The following is a 21043-nucleotide window of genomic DNA, read 5'->3' on the forward strand; positions in this document are numbered from 1 at the left end:
TGCGGGCGAGCCCGCGGCCCAACCGCCGCGCCCTGGCCGCCCCTCCCGGCTGCCCGTCCTGCCGTCACTCCCCGCCGCCCGGCCCGTGACGGCCCACGGCACTCACCTCCGGCGGTAGGCGGTGGCCTCGGTCTCGTAGGCGGCATCTCCGGCGACGACGGCGCGCAGGAGCACCTCGGCCCAGCGCAGCACCTCCTGGCCACTGAGCCCGCCCCCGCCCATGCGGGCGGTCCCGGGGGCGGGGACCACGATGGTGCGGGTGGCGGGCTTGAGGGTGGTGCCAGGGTAGAGGCGGGTCAGGCGCATGCGGGCGGACTCGGCCAGGTCCACCGGCGCGAAGCGCACGGACTTGCCCTGGGCCACGATCTCGCGCACGCCCAGGCCCGCGGCCAGGGCCCGCAGGCGCGCCAGGGCCGCCAGGTGCTCGGTGGCCTGGGGCAGGGGCCCGTAGCGGTCGATGAGCTCCTCGACGACGTCGTCGACCTCGGCATCGGAGCGGGCGGCGGCGAACTTGGTGTAGGCCTCCAGGCGCAGCCGCTCGTGGGGGATGTAGTCCTCGGGCACGGTGGCATCCACCGGCAGCTCCACGCGCAGCTCGGCATCCGGGTCCTCCTCGGGGCCCGGGGCGCCGTCCTGCCCCTGGGCCGCCAGGGACTTCTTGTAGGCGGCCACGGCCTCGGAGACCATGCGCACGTACAGGTCGAAGCCCACCCCGGCGATGTGCCCGGACTGCTCCCCGCCCAGGAGGTTGCCCGAGCCGCGGATCTCCAGGTCCTTCATGGCCACCTGCATCCCGGCCCCCAGGTCGGTGTTGGTGGCGATGGTGCGCAGGCGCTCCAGGGAGGTCTCGGTCAGGGGCTTGTCGGAGGGGTAGAGGAAGTAGGCGTAGGCGCGCTCGCGCCCGCGCCCCACGCGCCCGCGCAGCTGGTGGAGCTGGCTCAGGCCCATGCGGTCGGCGCGGTCGACGATGAGGGTGTTGGCGTTGGACACGTCCAGGCCGGTCTCCACGATGGTGGTGCACACCAGGACGTCGATCTCCTTGCGCCAGAAGGCGTCGATGACCTGCTCCAGGCGGTGCTCGCCCATCTGGCCGTGGGCGGTGGCCACGCGCGCCTCGGGGACGAGCTCGGCCAGGCGCGCGGCGGTGGACTCGATGTCCTCGACCCGGTTGTGAACGAAGAAGACCTGGCCCTCGCGCAGCAGCTCGCGGCGGATGGCGGCCGAGACCTGCTTGGTCTCGTAGGCGCCCACGTAGGTCAGGATGGGGTGGCGGTCCTCGGGGGGCGTGGCCAGGGTGGACATCTCCCGCAGGCCGGTGACCGCCATCTCCAGGGTCCGGGGGATGGGGGTGGCGGACATGGACAGCACATCGACGTCGGTGCGCAGTGCGGTGAGGGTCTCCTTGTGCTCCACCCCGAAGCGCTGCTCCTCGTCGATGACCACCAGGCCCAGGTCCTTGAAGCGCACCTGCCCGGTGATGAGGCGGTGGGTGCCCACGACGACGTCGATGCTGCCGGCGGCCAGCCCCTGGAGGACCTTCTCGGACTCGGCGGCGTCCTGGAAGCGGGAGAGTTGGGCCACGGTGACGGGGAAGCCGGCATAGCGCTCGGTGAAGGTCTCGGCGTGCTGGGCCACCAGGAGGGTGGTGGGCACCAGGACGGCCACCTGCTTGCCGTCCTGGACGGCCTTGAAGGCGGCTCGCACCGCGATCTCGGTCTTGCCGTAGCCGACGTCGCCGCACACGAGGCGGTCCATCGGCTGGGGCTTCTCCATGTCGGCCTTGACCTCGTCGATGGTGGAGAGCTGGTCGGGGGTCTCGGTGTAGGGGAAGGCCTCCTCCAGCTCGGCCTGCCAGGGCGTGTCGGGGCTGAAGGCGTGGCCCTGGGCGGCGGAGCGGGCGGCGTAGAGGCGCACGAGCTCCCCGGCGATCTCGCGCACGGCCTTGCGGGCGCGGGACTTGGTCTTGGCCCAGTCGGCCCCGCCCATCCGGTTGAGGGCGGGGTTGTCCCCACCCACGTACTTGGTCACCTGGTCCAGGGCGTCGGTGGGCACCAGGAGGCGGTCACCGGGCTGGCCCCGCTTGGAGGGGGCGTACTCGATGACGAGGTACTCGCGGGTGGCCGCACTGCGGGCGGTGCCCACGGTGCGGCGGCTGAGCTCGATGAAGCGCCCCACCCCGTGCTGGGCGTGGACCACCAGGTCCCCGGCGCGCAGGGACAGGGGGTCCACGCTGCGGCGGGTGCGGCGGGCGGGCAGGGCGCGGGCCTCGCGGGGGCTGGCGGGGGCCCGTCCGGTGAGGTCGGACTCGGCGATGAGGGCCAGGCCCAGTCCCTCGGCCACGAAGCCGTGGCCGGCACTGGCCTGGGTCACGCGCACGACGCCGTCGCCGCGCCCCCCACCGGCATCGTCGGGACCGTCGGTGCTCTGCGCGGCCTCGGGGGCCGGGCACAGCTCGGCGGTCTCGCTCAGCTGGGTGACGATGCGGGCCGGCACATCGCCATCGGCCAGGAGCTGGGCCATGCGGCGCCCAGGACCGGGGCCGTCGGTGGCCACCACGACGCTCCACCGGCGGCGGGCCATCTCGCCCAGGTCGCGCACGGCGGCCTCCAGCTCACCGCGGTAGGCGCGGGGGTCGCGCAGGGGCAGCTGGAGGGTGTCGGGGCCGGCGGCCAAGGCGGTGAAGGACCACCAGCCCCGATTGGTCGACAGTGCCAGGGCGCGGGCCTCGGCCAGGTGGGCGAAGGCGGCGGCGGACAGGTCGAGCGGCACGGTGCCGCCACTGGCGGCCGAGGTCCAGGCGGCGGCCAGGAACTCGGCGGTGGTGGCGGTCAGGTCCTCGGCGCGCTTGCGCACCCGCTCGGGCTCCAGCAGGACCACGAGCCGGTCCCCCACGAGGTCGAGCAGGGGCACCATGGACTCCACCAGGACCGGTGCCAGGGACTCCATGCCCTCCACGGCGATCCCCTGGGAGATGCGCTCCAGCATGTCGGCGGCCCCGGGGACCGCCCCGGCCAGGGCGCGGGCGCGCTCGCGCACCTGGGGGGTGAGGACCAGCTCGCGGCAGGCGGTGGCGCTGACGGCGGGCAGGGCCTCGATGGTGCGCTGGTCGGCCACGGCGAAGGAGGAGACCTCGTCGATCTCGTCGCCGAAGAAGTCCACGCGCACGGGGCGGGGCTCGGTGGGCGGGAAGAGGTCGAGGATGCCACCGCGCACCGCGTACTGGCCGCGGGTCTCGACCATGTCCACCCGGGTGTAGGCGGCGGCCTCCAGGCGGGCGGCGACCTCCTCCAGCCCGATCCCCATCCCGGGGGCCAGGTCGATGGGCTCCAGCTCGCCCAGGCCGGCGATGACGGGCGCCAGGAGCGCGCGCACCGGGACCACCAGGACCCGGATGGGGCCGCGCCCACTGAGCCCACTGCGCCCGGCCGGCCCGGCACTGGCGTCCTGGGCGTCCTCGGGGTGGGCCAGGCGGCGCAGGACGGCCAGGCGGCGCGCCACGGTGTCCGAGCGGGGGGAGAGCCGCTCGTGGGGCAGGGTCTCCCAGGCGGGCATGACGGCGATGTCGTCGTCGGGCAGGTAGCTGCGCAGGGCGGCGGCGGTCTCATCGGCCTCGCGCCCAGTGGCGGTGACCACGAGCAGGGGCGTGCCACTGGTCTCGCCGGCCGTCTCATCCTCCGACGGCGCCGGGCCCGACGACGGCGCGGGGGGCGCAGGCGCGGCGCCCGGACTTCCGGCCTGCGCCACGCCGTCGGCGCCCAGGGCCATGGCGGCCAGGATGGCGGGGCGGGCACCGGGTGCCACGACGAGGGTCCGATCGGTGCGGGCCCGCGAGCCCGCCTGGCGCACGGCGCGGTCGATGAGGGGGTCGTCGAGCAGTGGGGGCAGGAGGGCAGTCAGGCGCACGGGCGCGAGTCTAGGGGCTGGGGGCGGCGTCGCGGGCACCTGCCGGACCCTGGCAGCGGCCCCCGGGGCGGCTGGGCACCGCGAGCGGCGGTCCGCCCCGCTCCCGGCTGCCCGGCGCAGGAGTGGGGCGGACCGCCGCTGCTGTTCAATCGGAGGACGCCGGGCGCCCCGGCGTCAATCCGTGCCCCGCCGTTGTCAGCCGGCCTTCACGGAGCCCACGGAGGTGTCCCCGGTGATCGTGGCCGTCCCGACCCCGGGCAGGGAGCCGGTGTGCGTGGCGATCAGCTGGGGGGTCTCGGCGCCGATGACCTGATTGCCGCTGACGTTGAGGTTGGTGATGCTGCCGATGAGCGTCTGCTTCTGGTCGGGCCCCGCCGAGACCTCGGCGCCCACGTAGACCACGGGGACCCTCGCCGTGCCGGGGGTCAGGACGTTGCCGGTGACCGAGACCTGATCCAGCGCGCCACGGCCGCCGTTGTAGGCCACGGCGGAGCCGTCCACGGGGCTGGGGATCGAGCCGCTGGCCATGTAGGAGGCCGGGGAGCCGTCAGCCGAGCGCCCGTCCCAGACCGACTCGATACCGATGAGCGCCTTCGTGGCACTGCCGGTCACGGTGTTGCCGGTGAAGGTGGTGCCACTGGAGTCGGGGCCGACGTAGAGCACCCAGGCGGGAGCCGAGTCCCCGGTGAGGGTGACGGTGTTCTCGCTGAAGGTGTTGCTCCTGCTGCCCTGGTAGGCCTGGAGGAGGCCCTGGCCGGTGGCCCGGTCCGAGGAGATCGTGTTGCCGTGAACAGTGTTGCCACCGGAGTTGTAGGCCAGGTGCACCGCCGAGGAGCGGCTGTTGGTCAGGGTGTTGGACTCCACCCGGTTGTTCGAGCAGTTGTTCTGCATGGAGATGGAGCGCATGTTGTTGCTCACGGAGTTGCCGGAGACGACGCTGTCGGTCACGCCCGACAGCCCGATGCCGTAGTACCCCCCGGAGATGGTGTTGCCCGAGATCGTCAGGCCCGAGTTGGCGTACCGGTTGGGGCTCACGGTGCCGTCGGCGACGTAGCGCTCCCAGATGGGGCTACGGCTGGCGGCGAAGCGGCTGTCGGGGTCGTCCACCGCGGTGGTCACCAGTAGCGAGTAGGCCACCCCCTTGGTGTCCTTCGACCCCTCGACGTTCTCGATCCTGTTGTCGGTGATGCGCACCCCGGTCATCGGGCCCGAGGATGCGGCGAGCTGGATGCCCCGGAAGGTCACACCGGTCATGGAGATACCGCTGATGGTGGCGTCGCTCAGGGCATCGCCCTGGAGGCCGATGGTGTAGGGGGAGTCGGCCAGGTCCAGGGTCATGCCCGTCACCGCGGTCCCGCTGGACCCGGTCGCCAGGCTGATGGCGATGCCGGGCCTGGCCTGGGTGGTTCCGGCGATCCTCACATCGAGGGTGGCACCGGCGCCGTCGAGGAAGGGCACCTCGTCGGGGATCCGCAGGGAGGCGGTCAGGGGGTAGGCCTGGGTGGGGCTCAGGCGCACACCCACCCCGCGCTCGGCCGCCTTGGCCACCGCCTCGGCGAGCACCTGCGTGGCGTCCCCGCTGACGTCGAAGGCCAGGAGGGGGACGACGTCGGTGAAGACCGCCCCGTAGGTCCGCCCGCCGATGGTCGCCGTGGCATCGGCGCCCTGGGTGCGGTCCTGCTGGAAGTGGATGTGGGAGGTGCCGTCGGACACGACGATGTGCGGGGCGGTGGCGCCCATGTCGCGGGCCTCCTGGAGGGAGGAGACGACCTGGACCTGCCCATTGGCCCGGGCCTCGGTCAGGGACTGGGAGGCCAGGTACTCCTCCAGGGAGGGGGAGGCGGGGATAGCGGGGACGGGCGCGTCCTGGGCCGGGGCCTCGGGCGTCTGCGGGGGCTGCGCGCCCGGGCCGGGGGCCTCAGGGGGGTCGACCGGCGCAACGGGGTCCGCAGCACCGGCGGAGGGGGCCGGCGCCTCCGCCTGCGGGGATGGGGCGCCGGCGGGCGACTGGGCGCCCCCGCCGGCCCCGGTCTGCGGGGCGCCCTGAGCAGGATCGGTGGCGGGCCCGGCCCCCTGCGAAGCGCTGCCGTCCAGGCTGCTCCGGGTCGGCTCGGCCGGGATGACCAGGGGGATCTCCTCCGTGCTCTCCTCGGCCCCGGCCGCCTGAGTGGCCGACGCCGTGGGGCTGGGGTGGGCGCCCTGGGAGCCATCGGAGGCCTGGGGGGAGCCGAGCTGGCAGGCGCTCAGGGCCAGGCTCAGGGCGCCCGTGGCGGCCAGTGCCAGGAGCCGGGACGGGCCGGCCCCCGCAGTGGGCCCGGGGATGGGACTGCTCGCGATGCTGCTGGTCAGGATGATGGGAGAGTGTTTGCGCACGGCGCGATGTTCGCGATGTTACAGAGAAGCCACAGATCCCTCCCAGTCGACGTGTCGCAATCCTGCGATACGGGTGAGGGCCCTCCGCCGTGGCGGAGGGCCCTCACCCGTGATTCAGTGCCCGGGCCTCAGGCGGGCGCCGTGCACCGGCGTGCGGTTCAGGCCCTGCGACGGCGAACCAGGACGACGCCGCCGATGATGGCGGCCAGGGCCACGAGGATCGGCAGCCCCACGCTGATGCCGGTACGGGCCAGGGAGGGCCCGGCAGCGACAGGGGTCGTCGACGGCGCCGGCTCACCGGGGTCGCCGGGCGCGCTGGGCGTCACGGACGGGCTCGGCGTGGGGTCCGCAGGCGGCGGGATCTCGGTGTAGGCGTTGACGAAGGTGGTCTCCACCACCTCGTCCTTCTGCGAGATCGTTACCTCCTGGGCCGCCGGGGCGGTCAGGGCGTGGCCGTCGATCCCAGCACCGGCCTCGTCCTCGGTGATGGTGCACTCGGTGCCGACGGGCAGCGTCGGGCCGGACACGGCATTGCCGTCCGCCTTGGCCGTGAGCGAGCCCTTCTCACCGCTGGTGCAGGTGTAGGTGAAGGTGAACTCCTTGTCCCCCACCTGAGCGCCCGTCACCTGCTTGGCCACTGAGAAGGAGCCCATGTGGCGGGTGTAGGTGTTGGTGAAGGACAGGGCCTTGGTGGTGCCCTTCTCCTCGATCGTCAGGCTCTGCGCCTCCGGGACGGCGACGTCGTAGCCCTCGGCCTGGGCCGAGGCGGGCCTCTCCGTCACCTCGCACTTGGCGCCGATGGGCAGCTCGACCCCGGACTTCACAGCGCTGCCGTCACCGGGGACCTGGATCTCGCCCTTGCGCTCGCCCTCCACCGAGGTGCAGGAGTAGTCGAAGGTGAAGGTCTTGGCCTTGTGCTCCTCGGCCCCATCACCGGCGACCTCCTTGGCCACCGAGAAGGTGCCCCGCTCGAGGGTGTAGGTGTTGGTCGCGGAGACCGCCACTGCGGCATCGGCCGCACCGGTGATGTCGAAGGCCGCCTCATTGCCGGTCACGGGCTTGCCGTTGACGGCCAGGGACCCCGTCCAGGAGGTGTTCTCCACGCCTGCCTGCGCCTCGCTCAGGGTGCAGGAGCCGGTGGGCACGTCGGAGATCTGCTTGGTCTGGCCCGCCTTGAGCGTGATCTCCTGGGGCTGGCCGGCCTTGCCCGTGGCGGCATCGGTGCAGGTGTAGGTGAAGCCGAACTCTTTGTCGGCAGCCAGCGCCGCGCCGTCGCCCTCGACCGTCTTGGAGATCGAGAAGCCACCGGTCAGCCGGGTGTAGGTGTTGGTCACCACGACCTCGGGGGTCTGGTCCTTGACGATGGTCACCGTGGGCGCGGAGTAGGCGGTGGCCACGGCGAAGCCGTCGCGGTGGGCCGAGGCGGCGTCCTCGGTCAGGGTGCAGGTGGTGCCGGTGGGCAGGCTCGGGCCCTCGACCGCCGCACCGCCCATGGGCACCTCAAGGCTGCCCGTGGTCTTCTCGGGGTCGTCACAGGTGAAGCCCACCGTGACCTTGTCCTCGCCCGTGGGCGTGTAGTCGCCCTCGACGGCCTTCTTGACCGCGAAGGTGCCGGTCTCGCGGGTGTAGGTGTTGGTCGCGGTGACCGCCACGGTCTGGTCCTTGGTGATGGTGACGCTGTCCTGGGACAGGGTCGAGGCCACCGCATAGCCCTCCCTGGCGGCCGAGTCGGCGTTCTCGCTCAGGGTGCAGGTCGCGCCGGCCGGGATCCTCGGGGAGGTCACCGCGGTGCCGTCGCCGGGCACCGTGAGCGTGCCCTCGACGCCGCCGGTGCAGCTGTAGGCGAAGGAGTAGGAGCCCTTGGCGAAGTCCTGGGCCCCGCCCTCCACGGTCTTGGCGATGGAGAAGGCGCCGGTGTCGCGGGTGTAGGTGTTGGTGGCGGTCACGGCCTCATTCCTCTTCGCGGCGATGGTCACGCTGTCCTGGGACAGGGTCGAGACCACTGCGTAGCCCTCCCTGGCGGCCGAGTCGGCGTTCTCGCTCAGGGTGCAGGTGGCGCCCGCGGTGATCCACGGAGAGGTCGTGGCGCTGCCGTCACCGGAGACCGTCAGCTCCCCCTTCTCCCCGGTGTCGCAGGTGTACTCGAAGGTGAAGGAGCCCGTAGCGGCATCCGCCGGGCCGCCCTGGACGGTCTTGGCGATGGAGAAGGTGCCCTCGTTGCGGGTGTAGGCGTTGACGAAGGCCACGGTGACCACCGGCTCAGCGGGGTCCTTGATCGTCACGGTCTGGTCCGCCGGGGGGTTGAGGGTGTAGCCGTCGATGGCCGCGGCGCCGGTGTCCTCGGAGATGGTGCAGGTGGTGCCCACGGGGAAGGTCTTGTCGGCCTGGACGGCGACGCCGTCCCCCTTGGCGGTGATGGTGCCGGACTGCCCGTCGGAGCAGGTGTAGGAGAAGGGGAAGTCATGGGACTCCACCCCCGGGACGCCCTCGATGGGCGGGGGCTCGACGCCTGTGGCGGTCTTGGTGACCTGGAAGGTGCCGGAGACCTGGACGAGTTCAGCGGTGTTGGTCAGCGCGACCCTGGTGGAGGTGCGGTCGCCGATGGTCAGGGTGCTGCCGGGCTTGTTGGCCACCATGAAGCCAGGCGTGCCCCAGGTGTAGCCGGAGGGCGCCGGAGAGGCGGTGGCGACATCCTCCGACAGGGTGATGACGGTGCCCTTGGGGAAGGTCCCCTGGTAGGTGTTGGCCTTACCGATGGCGACCTTCATGGTGGTCGACCCGCTCTGCCCATCGGGGTTGAGGGTGCCGGGGGCCGCCCAGCCCGCGTAGGTGCTGGCCGGGGCCGGCAGGGCGTAGTCGACCTTGACGTCCAGGGAGGTGTTCGCCACGTCGACGGCGTCGACGCCGGTGCCGGCCAGGCCCTTGACGATCTCGAATCCCCCGAAGCCGGCTTCCATCTGCACCGTCACCTTGAAGGAGTCGGTGTAGGAGCGGGTGAACTCGGCAGAGGCCCCCGAGTCATTGAGGGTCGCAGCGTTGTGGTACTGCACGCCGGCGGTGGCCTTGCCGTTCTGGGAGGTGAAGGTCACTGGGTAGTAGAGCTTGTAGTTGGACTGCGCGGCGAAGGGCCCGGTGATCGTGATGGTGGCGACCTGGCCCTGGACATCCACCGCCATGTCGAAGTCCCCGTAGGTCGTGTTCAGGTCCTTGCCGGCCGCAGTCGTCACCGCGACACCCGTGAGACCGGGCTCGGCGGCGCTGTTGCGCACCATGAAGCCCCACCTGCTCAGGTCGGGATTGAAGACCATGCCGGGACCGAGGGTATCGGTGACGGTGATGGTCTGGCGGGTCTTGCCGTCCACGGTGATGGGGCTGGCACCCCCGGCCAGCTGTTCCTTGATGTAGTCCGAGCCGAAGTTGACCTCCCAGATCGTGGAGGCGGACGTCGAGGCGATGACCGCTGAGAGCTTCGTGAACTTCAGGGGGGTGTAGACCCCCTTGGGAGCGTCCTTGATACCGCCGGTACCGGGGAGGTCCACGCTCACCTTCTGGGTGCCATTGACGGTCATGTCCACCGTCTCGGCGGTGGTGGTCTGGGTGATGAGGAGCAGCGCCTCACCGGAGCCCTTGAAGTTCGTGAACCCGGCGGCCTTGAGCTCATTGACCTTCTCGGCGAAGGTGCACTCCATCGTCCTCTCGGTCAGGGAGCAGGAGCCGACCTCGGTCTGCGCACCGTTGTAGGGCAGGCTCATCGCCACCGTCTTGGGGTTCTCCAGGTTCTTGAAGTGGGCACCCAGGTCGATGGAGAAGGAGTCCCCCGGGTTCACGGTGGTGCCGGTGGCGTCCCAGGAGTAGGACAGCTTGGCCACGTCCTGCGTCGTCACCGCCCCTGGGCTGTTATTGCCGTCACGGTCGGACTTGCTCAGGGTGAGGTTGGTGACGGTGATGCCCTGATTGATGGCGGCATGGGCCTGCAGGGGGGCCAGGAGCCCGAGGAGCAGGGCCGGCAGGGCCAGGAGTGCGACTGCTAGCCGCAGGCCTGGCACGGGCGACCCGCGGTCGGCGAAGACCATCATAGAGAGTTCCTCTTCGGTAGGGAGAACGGATAGGAAGATCCGCGAACAACCCCTCCAGGCTACAGACAGAAAAGGCCTCCGAAGCCCACTGTGAGCAAACATTCCATCGCCATCACAAAACGTTACTCATTCGCGATCCGACCGCAATAGGATGACAACCTCTCCAGGGATTCCGACACCTTTCCGATATCCTCTTGGAGCCATCCCCCAATTCCTCCCCCCGTTCTTGGAGACATTCTCCCCGGGGGAGGCGCCCTCAGCGGGTCGGCACCAGGACGCCGAAGGCCTTGCCAGGCGCCCTGGTGCCGACCCGCCTACAGCCCCCTGCCGGTTCAGTGGTGCCGTGGGGCTGCCGCAGAGCGAGCAGAGCGAGGGGCCCTCCACCCGGGCGGGTGGAGGGCCCCTTCTTCAGGCGGCCGGCGGGGCAGGGGGTGCCGGCCGCCCGGTCTCAGGCCCGGCGGCGTCGCACCAGGAGGATGCCGGCCGCCAGCGCCGCCAGCGCCACCCCGGCGGGCAGCAGGACGGTCGCACCGGTGCGGGCCAGGGAGGAGCCGGTCGGGGCCTGAGCCGCAGCAGTGGTCCCCGCCGTGGGCGCGGCCGTGGGCGAGTCCGCAGCACCCGGCTCGGCCTGATCCTGCGCCCCCGGCGTGTAGGTGTTGGTGACGTCGACCGTGCGGACCCGGCCCGGGCTCAGCTCGAAGGTGACGGTCTGCCCCGTCACGGGCTCGGCATCGACGGCGTCGACCATGAAGGAGGTCTGCAGGTCGGCTCCCGGCGCGGCGGCGCCGCGCTCGGTGAGGGTGCAGCTGCCCTCCTCGACGACGTCGACCAGGCGGCTCGTGCCGGCCTCGACACTCACCGAGCCCTCGGTGGTCGTGCCGTCCGCACCGGTGCAGGCGTAGTCGAACAGGAAGACCGTGCCGGCCTTGTCCGAGGCGCTGCCTGCCACCGTCTTGGACAGCTGGAAGCCGCGGGGGCTGTCCGCGCCGCCCGAGCCGTCGGCAGGGGGCGCCTGGCCGGCGGCGGTGTAGATGTGCTCCACCACCACCTCGGCCACCTCACCGGCGACAATGGTCACCCCGGGCTTCTCGGCGCCGACGGGGACGATGCGGGTGGCCACGGTGTAGCCCTCGCGCGCGCGGGTGGCCTCGGACTCGCTGATGGAGCACTCGGCGCCGGCCACGATGTCGGAGGCCTTGACGGTGCTGCCGGCGGCGACCTTCAGGACATCGCTGACGATGCCACCTCCGGGCAGCGTGCAGGAGTAGGCGATCTCAAAGGTGTCGGAGGCGAAGGGCGAGTCCTGGGGGGTGACCTTCGCGGTCACAGCGAGGGACCCCACGGCCTGGACCTCCAGGGAGTTGGTCAGGTCCGCCTCGATGACCCTGCGGTCCTCGATGGTCAGCTCGGAGGCCGGCGTGCCGCCGATGGTGAAGGCGCCCTCGCCCCAGGTGTAGCCCGTGGGGGCCTGCGCAGTGGGGGTCTTCTCCGTCAAGGACACCTTCGTCCCGGCGGGCAGGACCATGGAGGCCTTGGGGCCCGTGAACACACTGCGCCTACCCACGGTGACCTCGAGTTCAGCAGTGCCGCCGGTGCCTGCGGAGTTCACCGTGCCGGGGGCCTGCCAGCCGGGGTAGTCCTTGAGACTCGCGCCGCCGGGGAGCTGGTAATCCACGGCCACGGTGAAGGTGGAGGCGGGGTCGACCTGGTCGGAGGCCTGGCCGGAGAGGAACTTGGCCACGGAGAAGGTGCCGTAGCCGACCTCCATGGTGACGTCGAAGCTGAAGGAGTCCACGAAGGACTTGGTGGCGCGCTCCGCGAGGACGGCCCCCGATACGGCGACAACATTGTCGTAGACGAAGCCGGCCACGGCCTTGCCGTTCTGAGAGGTCACGGGGGCGTCGTAGAGGACCTGGTAGTTGGTCTGGGCGGCGAAGGGGCCGCGCAGGATGATGGTGGCGTCGGAGCCTCCCTCATAGACCTGCCCGGGGACCACCTCGATGGAGAAGGACCCGGCCTGCGTGGTGGTGGCCCCGGCTGCGCTGGTGTCCAGGATCAGGCGCTCACTGTCGGGGGCGCCCTGGGAGTTGGTGCGCACCAGTGTCCATGCACTGGGGTCGGGGAAGGCCTGCCCGGGACCGAGCTCATCGGTCAGGGTGATGGTCCTCTCCGAGCCGTCGAAGGTCGTGGGGGTTCCCGCAGCGGCGTAGGCCTCCTGGAGCTTCTCGGTGCCGAAGCCGATGACCCAGCCCACGGCGGTGGACTGATCGGTCAGGCCGCGGGCGCCCTTGGTCAGACCCAGGGGCTTGTAGACGGCGGCGCCCTTGATGATGCCGCCCTGCCCGGGCAGGTCCACGCTGACGTCCTTGCCGTTGACGCGGAAGGTCAGCTCCTCCTGGGCGGTGGCGGCCACGGTGCCCACCTGGATGCGGCCCGAGCCGTTGAGCGCGGTGTAGCCCTGGGCGGCGCGCCCGGGGATGACCTCGTTGAAGGTGCAGGTCATGGCGGTGGTGATGATCTCGCAGGACCCCACCTCCGTGGGCTCGGACTCGCCCAGGTCATAGGTGAAGGGGCGGACACCCGGGGCGCGGTAGGCCAGCTCGGCGGGCAGCTCGATGGTGAAGGAGTCCCCCGCCTTCAGGGTGGTGGCCGAGCCGGTCCAGGTGAAGCTCAGCGTGGCGATGGAGGAGCCCACATGGAGGGGACCGGAGATCTCCTTGCCGGTCTCGTCGATCTTGGTCACCACGAGGTTGTCCACGGCCAGGGACGCCGCGGACTGCGGGGCCGCGGGGTCCTGCGCTGCGGAGGTGGTGGTCGGGGCCTGGCCGTCCGCAGGAGCGTCGGTGGTGGCACTCGGAGCGCTGCTGGGGTCCTGCGACTGGGAGGACTCGGCGGCGCCGGTGGCGGGAGCCGTGGGCTCCGCCGGCGCGGCGTGGGACATCGCGGGCAGGACCCCGACGATGAGGACGACGGTGACTGCGAGCAGCAGGAAGCGCGCGCACGTCCGGAGAAGGGCTCTGCGACCGGTGGTGAGCCCACGAGACATGGGATTCATTGACATTCCTCTTCGGTGAAGGCGCATCAGGGGAGTAATGCGCTTTGTCCGACATCGACAGTATTGTGCGATTCCCACAAACTCAACCCCGCGACGGCGAATCACGGATATGTGACGGAACCGTGATCTCGCGCCCGTAACGGCAGTCACGGACAAATCACGCATCGGCATTGATCGGCGTATTTCCTACCGTCCTCGGAAGAATCTGGGCGCCTCCGTCCGAGGCCGCCGGCCCCGATCGCGACCCCGGGCGGAGGGTTCGCGGCCCCGCGGCGGGCGGCGACGGTGCCCGGCATTTTGTCCCTTTTCTCCATCGTCGGCGAGGCGGGGCCCCAGGAGGAGGTGCGTCGCCACACCTGGGAGCATCCGCGCTGGTCAGGCGGCTGCCAGCGGGCCGGGATGGCCCGAGGCGGTCGGCTCGGTGGCTTCGGGCGGGTGGAGCCGTAGGCCTTCGCGGGCTTGGCGGCCAGCGATGCCTCTCGGCGTCGCGGCGTGTCTGCCGGCGGCCGGGGCTCCAGCATCCCCGGCGGTCCCCGCCACGGCTCGACGGCGTCCCGGGAGATGCGAGGGCCCCTTCCCCGCCATGGCGGATGAGCGGGGGCCACGGGGAGGACGTGGGGTTCCTGGGGAATACGCGGGGAGAAGGAAGGCGTCGATTTCTTCTGTTTCCCTGACAGGCCGTTACTGCTTTGTGACAATAACGGGCCATAGGGCGCCGCACCCTATGGCCCTTGCAGGAGAGGTATGTGATGACGACACCTTCAATACCGCCGTGGTCCCCGGAGCCTCGGGCTCCCGAGGGCCGGCCGGTGCCGGTGGGCTATGGCTACGTGGACCCCCGGGCCCTTCACGGGTATGGCCTGCAAGGCGGGCATCCCCCCACTGGGGGCGGACCGGAACTGAGGCCTGGGCGGCCTGATCAGCCCCGGGGCGGGCTGGCGGTGGAGCATCGCCAGGGGCAGGTTCCACTGGAATGGTGGGAGCGGGCACTGGGTGCCTTCCGGGCCTGGTGGGCTCGCCATGAGCGGTTGGCGCGCGCGGTGTTCAGGCTGAGTCGGGCGCTCCAGAGAGTGACGCTGGTGCTGCTGGTGGCCGCCCTGGTGCTCGTGCCGCGCCTAGCGATCGCGATGGTGCCCCTGCTCTTCATGCTGGGCTGCCTTGTGGTGCTGGTGGTGCTGGCTCGCCCCAGGACGGTGCGGTGGCGGTCCTTGACTCTGATGATGGGGCTGTGCGCCTCCTGGGCACTGGTGGTCGCCGTCGTCACCCAGTGGGGAGCCGCGCTCTCGGGTGTGGGCCCGAGCGACGAAGGGGCGGTGGTCGGTCTTGCAGCATCCTTCGAGGAGCCTGGCAAGCTGGTGCCTCTGGCGGCGGTGGCGGTTCTGGCTCCAGGCAGGATGCGGCGCCTCGCGGCGGTGGACTGGGCGCTGCTGGGCTTCGCCGCCGGTGCGGGCTTCACCATCGCGGAGGATGGGGCGCGTCGGCTGGCGCCCTTGGGCGTGGTGGAGCAATCCTTGGGAGAGCACCGGGTGGGCTACAGCCTCAACCCGTGGACTTCGGGGGCGTTCCGAGTGCCCGAGGGCGGCTGGTTGCTCAGCCTGCTGGAGCCCGACGGCCCGCAGAACTACGTCGGGCCGATGGTGGTGGGCCACCATGCCTCGACCATGGGTGTGGCCATGTCCATCGGTCTGGGGATCGCCCTGTGGCGCACCGGCAGGCCGTGGTGGCGCGCCGCAGCCTGGCTGCTGCCGCTGACGATGATCGCCCTGGTGGTGGCCGACCATACCGCTTTCAATGCCGCCGCGACCTGGAGCCGCTGGAGTGAGGAGGCCACTGCGGTGCCTGAGTGGATCAGGTGGGTGTGGCTGACGACGGGGCAGGGCCACGCCCAGGCGCCGATATCGATGGCCTTGTTCGCCTGGTGCCTGCTGGCCGATGCCTGGCGCCGGCTGCGAGCCGGGACTCTGGGAGAGACGGTGCCCGAGGCACCGCGAGTACCTCGGGTCATGTCCGGGGCACCGGCCTCACTGCGCGTCCCGGTGCAGGCGGTGGTGGCGCTGGCGGTCTTCTCAGCCGGCGATCTGCTGGTGGTGCTGCGGGCTTACGGGGCGAGGGGCTTGAGCCGTTCCCAGAGGATGGTCGAGGGCCGGCTGATGGCCTCCCAGGTCATCGGTGTGCGTCATGACGCGATGTCGGCTACGACTCCTGGCATGGAGCCCGGCGCCCGACGGCGTTTCGCCCTGGCTACCACCCTGCTCGCCTGCGCCGCTGTGATCAGCTGCATGATCTACGGAATCACCATCACCCAGGCCATTGGCACCTCACTCCGCCCGGGTGTCGGCGATCTGTTCTTCGCCGCCTTGCTCGATGAGCTGGCCCGGTGGTGGGAGTCGATGAGTCTGGCGGAGCAGATCCTGTTCACGGCCCTGGCGGTGGCAGCTTTGGCCAGCATGGGCTTGGCGGTGCCCACGGCACTGGCAGCGGTGGGCGTCATGACCTGGGCCTTCTCTCACGGTCATGGCCTGGCCTCCTTCATCGGCAACCCGCGCGCCGCGACGAGATCGTATATCGCCAACGTCACGCCAGGGCAGCTGGCGGCCGACCTGGGGGACTTCATCCTGACCTTCGTTCCCGGCTCCGCCCTGGGGCTCGGCGGTCGAGCGGCGCTCCGCACCTCTGCCCAGCAGCTGGCCGCCGCCCGCACAGCACGGACAGCGCGCGCCGCATCGCAGGACCTGAGGACGCTCAGCGCCCAGATCGACGACGGCCTCGCCGCCTCCCAGCGACTCGCTGACCAGCATGCAGCACACGCGGCGCACAGGCTCGCCCAGCGCCGCCTCGAACTATCCAGCCTCATCGAGCAGCATCGAAGCATCAGGGCACAGAAAGCCGCCCTCAAGAATCGCATACAAGAAATTCTCCCACCAGAATTTAGTACCGACAAACTCACTGCATACGACATCCGAGATCTGATCGAAAAACTAGAAAAGCGTGGAGCGCCCCCAGAACTCACCGACGAGCTACGCGACACCATGAGTCAACACACAGAACTTCACGCATACCACCCTCGCCTCGGCGAATACATCGGCGAACGCGGAGGTGAGTTAACGCTTACCCGGGAAGGGTATCGCATCCCCGTAGACTTTCAGTCCACCGGACCGAAAGTCCCTGGAGTGGGGGCCGGCAGGGTTGACGGCATGGCCATCTCACCCTATGAGGACGCGATCGTTTTTCCCGAGTACAAGGGCATGAGCGGCAGGCTCCCCCAAACACTCTTCGACACGCGATTCGAAGGCCCCGCCTATCAGGCCACTCCTCCCTACGTGCGGGACCGCATGCTCACCGACGATCGGGTGGCGAGATACTTCTCCCAGCACCCCCACCTGTGGGAGGCGGTCAAGGAAGGACGCACCACTATGTACTGTGAGGTGCTCTACACGCGCGGGGTGGACAAGATCGTCCGAGAAGGTCGCACCCCCATCGCACTCACACCCGATCTTGTTCGGGAGATGGACCTGGCCATTGCAGAGATCTCACGACAGAGCCCGTAGAGCACTGCTAGACTTATCTAGAAAAACAAGCCGCACCGAGGAGAAGCCATGACTGAGATGAGAACCCTTCCCGTGGACGAGGCGCTGCGGTGGATCACCGCCTGGACCGAGCACCCCTGGCCCATCACCAGGGAGACCGCCTTCGCTATCCGAGACCATTTCGGATGGCGACCCCACCCGCAAAACGGCAGGCTGTTCGCCACCCACCTGTCAGAGACCGGCAGGGAGGACGGCCGAATCGGCTGTGTTGGCGACACAGTGAATGACGTCAAGCTCCCACTCAGCTCCATCGTCTTTGAAGGCCAAGAGGATGAAACCACTGCCCCAGTGACACAAGCAGCCTTCAACACCTACGTGCAAGCATTCACCAATCGATACGGAAAGGGGCAACGAAAGCAGCTAAGAACGGGTAGCCAATTAGCTAGATGGATTCTCCCCAATCGCGTTGCACTCTCACTCAGTGCCCAGCCAGGAATTATTAGTGCGATAATAGACTCCCCCAGATTCACCGACATCGTGGAGATGGAGAACCACTTCATCGAGAAGTACGGCGAGGACGAGTACTTCAAGGACTAGCCCATGAAGGAGGGCCCGTGACTGAAATGAGAACCCTTCCCGTGGACGAGGCGCTGCGGTGGATCACCGCCTGGACCGAGCACCCCTGGCCCATCACCAGAGAAACCGCCTTCGCCATCCGAGATCATTTCGGATGGCGACCCCACCCACAAAACGGCAGGCTGTTCGCCACCCACCTGTCAGAGACCGGCAGGGAGGACGGCCGAATCGGCTGCTTCGACGACGCAGAGAGTGGAGACACAGTAAGTGACGTCAAGTTACCACTCACCTCCATCGTATTCAAGGGGCAAGAGGACGAGAATACCGCCCCAGTAACACAAGCAGCCTTCAACACCTACGTACAGGCAGTCACCAACCGATACGGAAAAGGACAGCACAAGACCCTCAGGATGGGAGGAAGGATAGTCAAATGGACCCTCCCCAACCGGGTCACACTCACACTCAGCACCCAACCCGGCATCATCAGCGCAACAATAGACTCCCCCAGGATCACCGCAGTCGCCGAGATGGAGAACTACCTCATCGAGAAGTACGGCGAGGACGAGTACTTCAAGGACTAGCCCACCGCCAAGAAGGCCGAGACGGCACAGCAGGGCGTCGAGACGCACAGCGAAGAGACACACAACCACCAGGGCCGGCACACCACGGCACGGGCAGCGGCACACTCATCCCGAGGACGCGCGCTGCCGGAGCTGCCCGCAGATCGCAGGGCAGGCCCAAGGAGAAGGGCCCCCCGCCCAGAGGCGGAGGGCCCTGCCGAGGCGAGGCGGAGAGGAGAATTGGCCGGCCTCGGTCCTGGCCCGGTTCGTGCGACACCAGACCAGGAGATCACCCCACCGCCGAGCACCCTGGCGCACAAGAGGCGCACAGCGGCGGGGAAAACCCTGAAGAGCACCACCCCGCACGCCACCTGATCGAGAGCCCTGAAGAGCCCGGGAGGGCGCGGGGAGGCTTCCCTGATTCGAGGGTATGGACTTCCCCGAGGCAATGACGCCATCGTTACCATCCCTCAACCAACATTTACCCAACTGTGACGTCAAGGTAGAGAGAACCTCAAAAACCCGCCTGCACACCTGTGCCATCCGTAACAGGCCGCCACCGCCGGCGGTTGTCAAACCTCCACCCGCCGTGCCCCCGCCCCACATGCGACGGTGCCCCGCGCGGACCACAGGTCCCGCGGGGCACCGTCGCAGACACGCCCGACGCCCTCACAGGCGCGAGGCGTCGAACAGGGAGGTCACCGAGCCGTCGTCGAACACGGCCTTGACCGCACGCGCCAGCAGCGGGGCGATCGGCAGAACCGTCAACTGCTCGAAGCGCTTCCCACTGGGGATCGGCAGCGTATCGGTGACCACGACCTCCCGGGCGCCACAGCTGGAGAGGCGGTCCACCGCCGGGCCCGAGAGCACGCCATGAGTGGCTGCCACGATGACGTCCTTGGCGCCGGAGTCCAGGAGCACCTGGACCGCCTTGGCGATCGTGCCCCCGGTGTCGATCATGTCATCGACCAGCACGCAGGAGCGCCCCTCGACCTCGCCCACCACCCGGTTGGCCACCGACTCATTGGGGCGCGTGACATCACGGGTCTTGTGCACGAAGGCCAGCGGCGTGCCCCCCAGCTGGTTGGCCCAGCGCTCGGCCACCCGGATCCGGCCCGCGTCGGGGGAGACCACCGAGGTCATCGCAGGATCCACCCGCGTGCGCACATAGTCCACCAGCACCGGCTGGGCCCACAGGTGGTCCCACGGCCCATCGAAGAAGCCCTGCTCCTGGGCGGTATGCAGATCCACGCTCATGATCCGGTCGGCCCCCGCCGTCTTGTACAGGTCGGCGACCAGCCGCGCGGAGATGGGCTCACGCCCCAGGTGCTTCTTGTCCTGACGCGCATAGGGGAAGAAGGGTGCCACCACGGTGATGCGCTTGGCCGAGGCCCGCTTGAGTGCATCGACCATGATCAGCTGCTCCATGAGCCAGTCGTTGATGCGGTCGGCGTGGGACTGCACGACGAACACATCGCAGCCGCGCACCGACTCGTTGAAGCGGACGTAGGTCTCCCCATTGGCGAAGTCGTAGGCCGTGGAGGACAGCACCTCAGTGCCCAGCTCCTTGGCCATCTCCTGCGCCAGTTCGGGATAGGCCCGGCCCGAGGCGATAACCAGGCGCTTCTCGCCCTTGGTGATGATGCCCGTCATGACATGGTTCCCTTCTGTCGGCCTGTGCGGCCATCGACGGTGCGCCCGCGTGCGCGGGCACGGTCCTCAGTTCTCCCCCGGCTCCTGGGTGCCGAGCTGGCTGAAGGGCGCGACGACGGCGCCCGGCGGGATCTGGGCATCGGTGAGGATCGCGTAGGCCCCCACCCGGGCGCCCTCCCCCACGACCGTGCTCCCGCGCAGCAGCGCCCCCTGCTCCAGGGCCACATCCCCGCCGAGCTCGACGGTGACATCGACCCAGGTCGAGGCCGGATCCACCACGCCCACGCCCCGCTCCATCCACGAGCGCAGGACGCGCCGATTGAGCTCGGCACCGAGCTCGGCCAACTGGGCGCGGTCGTTGCAGCCCTCGACCAGCCAGTGGTCCTCCACCGCCAGGGCACTGGTGGAGCGGCCCTCGCGGTAGGCCAGGGCCACCACATCGGTGAGATAGACCTCCCCCTGGTCGTTGTCCGAGCCCAAGCGGGTCAGGGCCTGGCGCAGGTGGGCGGCGTCGAAGACGTAGACCCCGGCGTTGATTTCGCGCACCGCCAGCTGCTCGGCAGTGGCATCGCGGTGCTCGACGACGGCGCTGACAGCGCCCCCCGGGCCGCCCTCGCGGATGACGCGCCCATAGCCGCTGGGATCCTGAAGAACCGTGGTCAGCAGGGTCACGGCGTCGCCGCGCTCCAGGTGCTGGACCAGCAGGGCGCGCAGAGTGGCGGTGTCCAGCAGGGGCACGTCCCCGCTGGTGACGACGACGGGGCCGGTGAGGTCCTCGGGCAGGGCCGCCAGGCCGCAGGCCACCGCGCGCCCCGTGCCGGGGATCTCATCCTGGTCCGCGGGCACGGCGTCGGGCGCCACCTGGGCCAGGTGGGCGACGACGGCGTCGCGCTCATGGCGCACCACGACCACCAGGTTCCGGGGCTCCAGGCCACGGGCCGCGGTGATGGCGTGGTCGACCAGGCTCCTGCCGCCAATGGTGTGGAGCACCTTGGGGGTGGCCGAGCGCATGCGGGTGCCCTTGCCCGCGGCCATGACGATCACCGCGGCGGGGGCCACGCTGGAGGCGGGCGGGGTCGATGCGACGGGTGCAGTGGATGCTGTGGGTTCCACGTGTCCTCTTCTCACTGGTCTGCCCGCGCCCGCCTGCACAGGCGAGGCGGATCCATGACATGCGGCTGACGTACGGGAGGGGCGAACAGCCCACATGCTACGCCGCTCCGCCCCCAGGATTCGAACCCGGGCCTCAAGGCTCCAAAGGCCTGCGTGCTGCCGCTACACCAGGGCGGAACGCTGCGCCCGTCGAGGACCCGGCAGGCA

The 21043-nt window shown here is 70.0% G+C and carries 9 protein-coding genes and 1 tRNA gene; 3 read left to right on the forward strand and 7 right to left on the reverse strand.

The features are described from left to right. Positions 1 to 102: 102 nt before the first annotated feature. The 4 genes from mfd to MANAM107_RS03770 form a co-directional block, all read right to left on the reverse strand. Complete coding sequence (gene mfd / locus MANAM107_RS03755) at positions 103 to 3903, reverse strand: transcription-repair coupling factor (RefSeq protein ID WP_223911315.1); 3801 nt, start codon at positions 3901 to 3903, stop codon at positions 103 to 105. Between the two features lie 195 nt (positions 3904 to 4098). Then, complete coding sequence (locus tag MANAM107_RS03760; protein ID WP_223911317.1) at positions 4099 to 6276, reverse strand: NosD domain-containing protein; 2178 nt, start codon at positions 6274 to 6276, stop codon at positions 4099 to 4101. A 158-nt stretch (positions 6277 to 6434) separates the two neighbouring features. Further along, positions 6435 to 10352, reverse strand: coding sequence for a DUF5979 domain-containing protein (locus MANAM107_RS03765; protein ID WP_223911319.1), 3918 nt, complete (start codon positions 10350 to 10352; stop codon positions 6435 to 6437). 448 nt (positions 10353 to 10800) lie between these two features. Further along, positions 10801 to 13407, reverse strand: a complete 2607-nt coding sequence (locus MANAM107_RS03770) for a DUF7926 domain-containing protein (RefSeq protein WP_223911322.1) — start codon at positions 13405 to 13407, stop codon at positions 10801 to 10803. Between the two features lie 1079 nt (positions 13408 to 14486). Here MANAM107_RS03770 and MANAM107_RS03775 point away from each other — a divergent pair. The 3 genes from MANAM107_RS03775 to MANAM107_RS03785 are packed head-to-tail and all read left to right on the forward strand — an operon-like array spanning position 14487 to position 18091. Then, complete coding sequence (locus tag MANAM107_RS03775; protein WP_223911324.1) at positions 14487 to 16955, forward strand: protease PrsW; 2469 nt, start codon at positions 14487 to 14489, stop codon at positions 16953 to 16955. A gap of 48 nt (positions 16956 to 17003) precedes the next feature. Beyond that, positions 17004 to 17531 (forward strand): DUF6301 family protein, encoded by a 528-nt coding sequence (locus MANAM107_RS03780; protein ID WP_223911326.1) that lies wholly within the window; start codon positions 17004 to 17006, stop codon positions 17529 to 17531. Between the two features lie 26 nt (positions 17532 to 17557). Then, the gene (locus MANAM107_RS03785) at positions 17558 to 18091 is read left to right on the forward strand and encodes a DUF6301 family protein (RefSeq protein ID WP_223912831.1); all 534 of its coding nucleotides are present in this window, start codon (positions 17558 to 17560) and stop codon (positions 18089 to 18091) included. 648 nt (positions 18092 to 18739) lie between these two features. On the opposite strand, the gene MANAM107_RS03790 is transcribed toward MANAM107_RS03785, so the two are convergent. The 3 genes from MANAM107_RS03790 to MANAM107_RS03800 form a co-directional block, all read right to left on the reverse strand. Next, the gene (locus tag MANAM107_RS03790; protein WP_179900685.1) at positions 18740 to 19723 is read right to left on the reverse strand and encodes a ribose-phosphate diphosphokinase; all 984 of its coding nucleotides are present in this window, start codon (positions 19721 to 19723) and stop codon (positions 18740 to 18742) included. A gap of 66 nt (positions 19724 to 19789) precedes the next feature. Beyond that, entirely contained in the window at positions 19790 to 20734 is a 945-nt protein-coding gene (locus MANAM107_RS03795) for an NTP transferase domain-containing protein (protein ID WP_263421949.1), read from the reverse strand. Positions 20735 to 20941: 207 nt separating this feature from the next. Continuing rightward, positions 20942 to 21013: transfer RNA gene (locus MANAM107_RS03800), tRNA-Gln, on the reverse strand. Positions 21014 to 21043: the final 30 nt, after the last annotated feature.

The sequence above is a fragment of the Actinomyces capricornis genome (assembly GCF_019974135.1).
In the GTDB taxonomy this organism is placed as follows: domain Bacteria; phylum Actinomycetota; class Actinomycetes; order Actinomycetales; family Actinomycetaceae; genus Actinomyces; species Actinomyces capricornis.

Bases quoted from the DNA above. Each gene is read 5' to 3' on its own strand.
- MANAM107_RS03790 (WP_179900685.1), bottom strand. From the start codon at position 19,723: ATGACGGGCATCATCACCAAGGGCGAGAAGCGCCTGGTTATCGCCTCG.
- MANAM107_RS03785 (WP_223912831.1), top strand. From the start codon at position 17,558: ATGAGAACCCTTCCCGTGGACGAGGCGCTGCGGTGGATCACCGCCTGG.
- MANAM107_RS03780 (WP_223911326.1), top strand. From the start codon at position 17,004: ATGACTGAGATGAGAACCCTTCCCGTGGACGAGGCGCTGCGGTGGATC.
- MANAM107_RS03770 (WP_223911322.1), bottom strand. From the start codon at position 13,407: ATGAATCCCATGTCTCGTGGGCTCACCACCGGTCGCAGAGCCCTTCTC.
- MANAM107_RS03765 (WP_223911319.1), bottom strand. From the start codon at position 10,352: ATGATGGTCTTCGCCGACCGCGGGTCGCCCGTGCCAGGCCTGCGGCTA.
- MANAM107_RS03795 (WP_263421949.1), bottom strand. From the start codon at position 20,734: ATGCGCTCGGCCACCCCCAAGGTGCTCCACACCATTGGCGGCAGGAGC.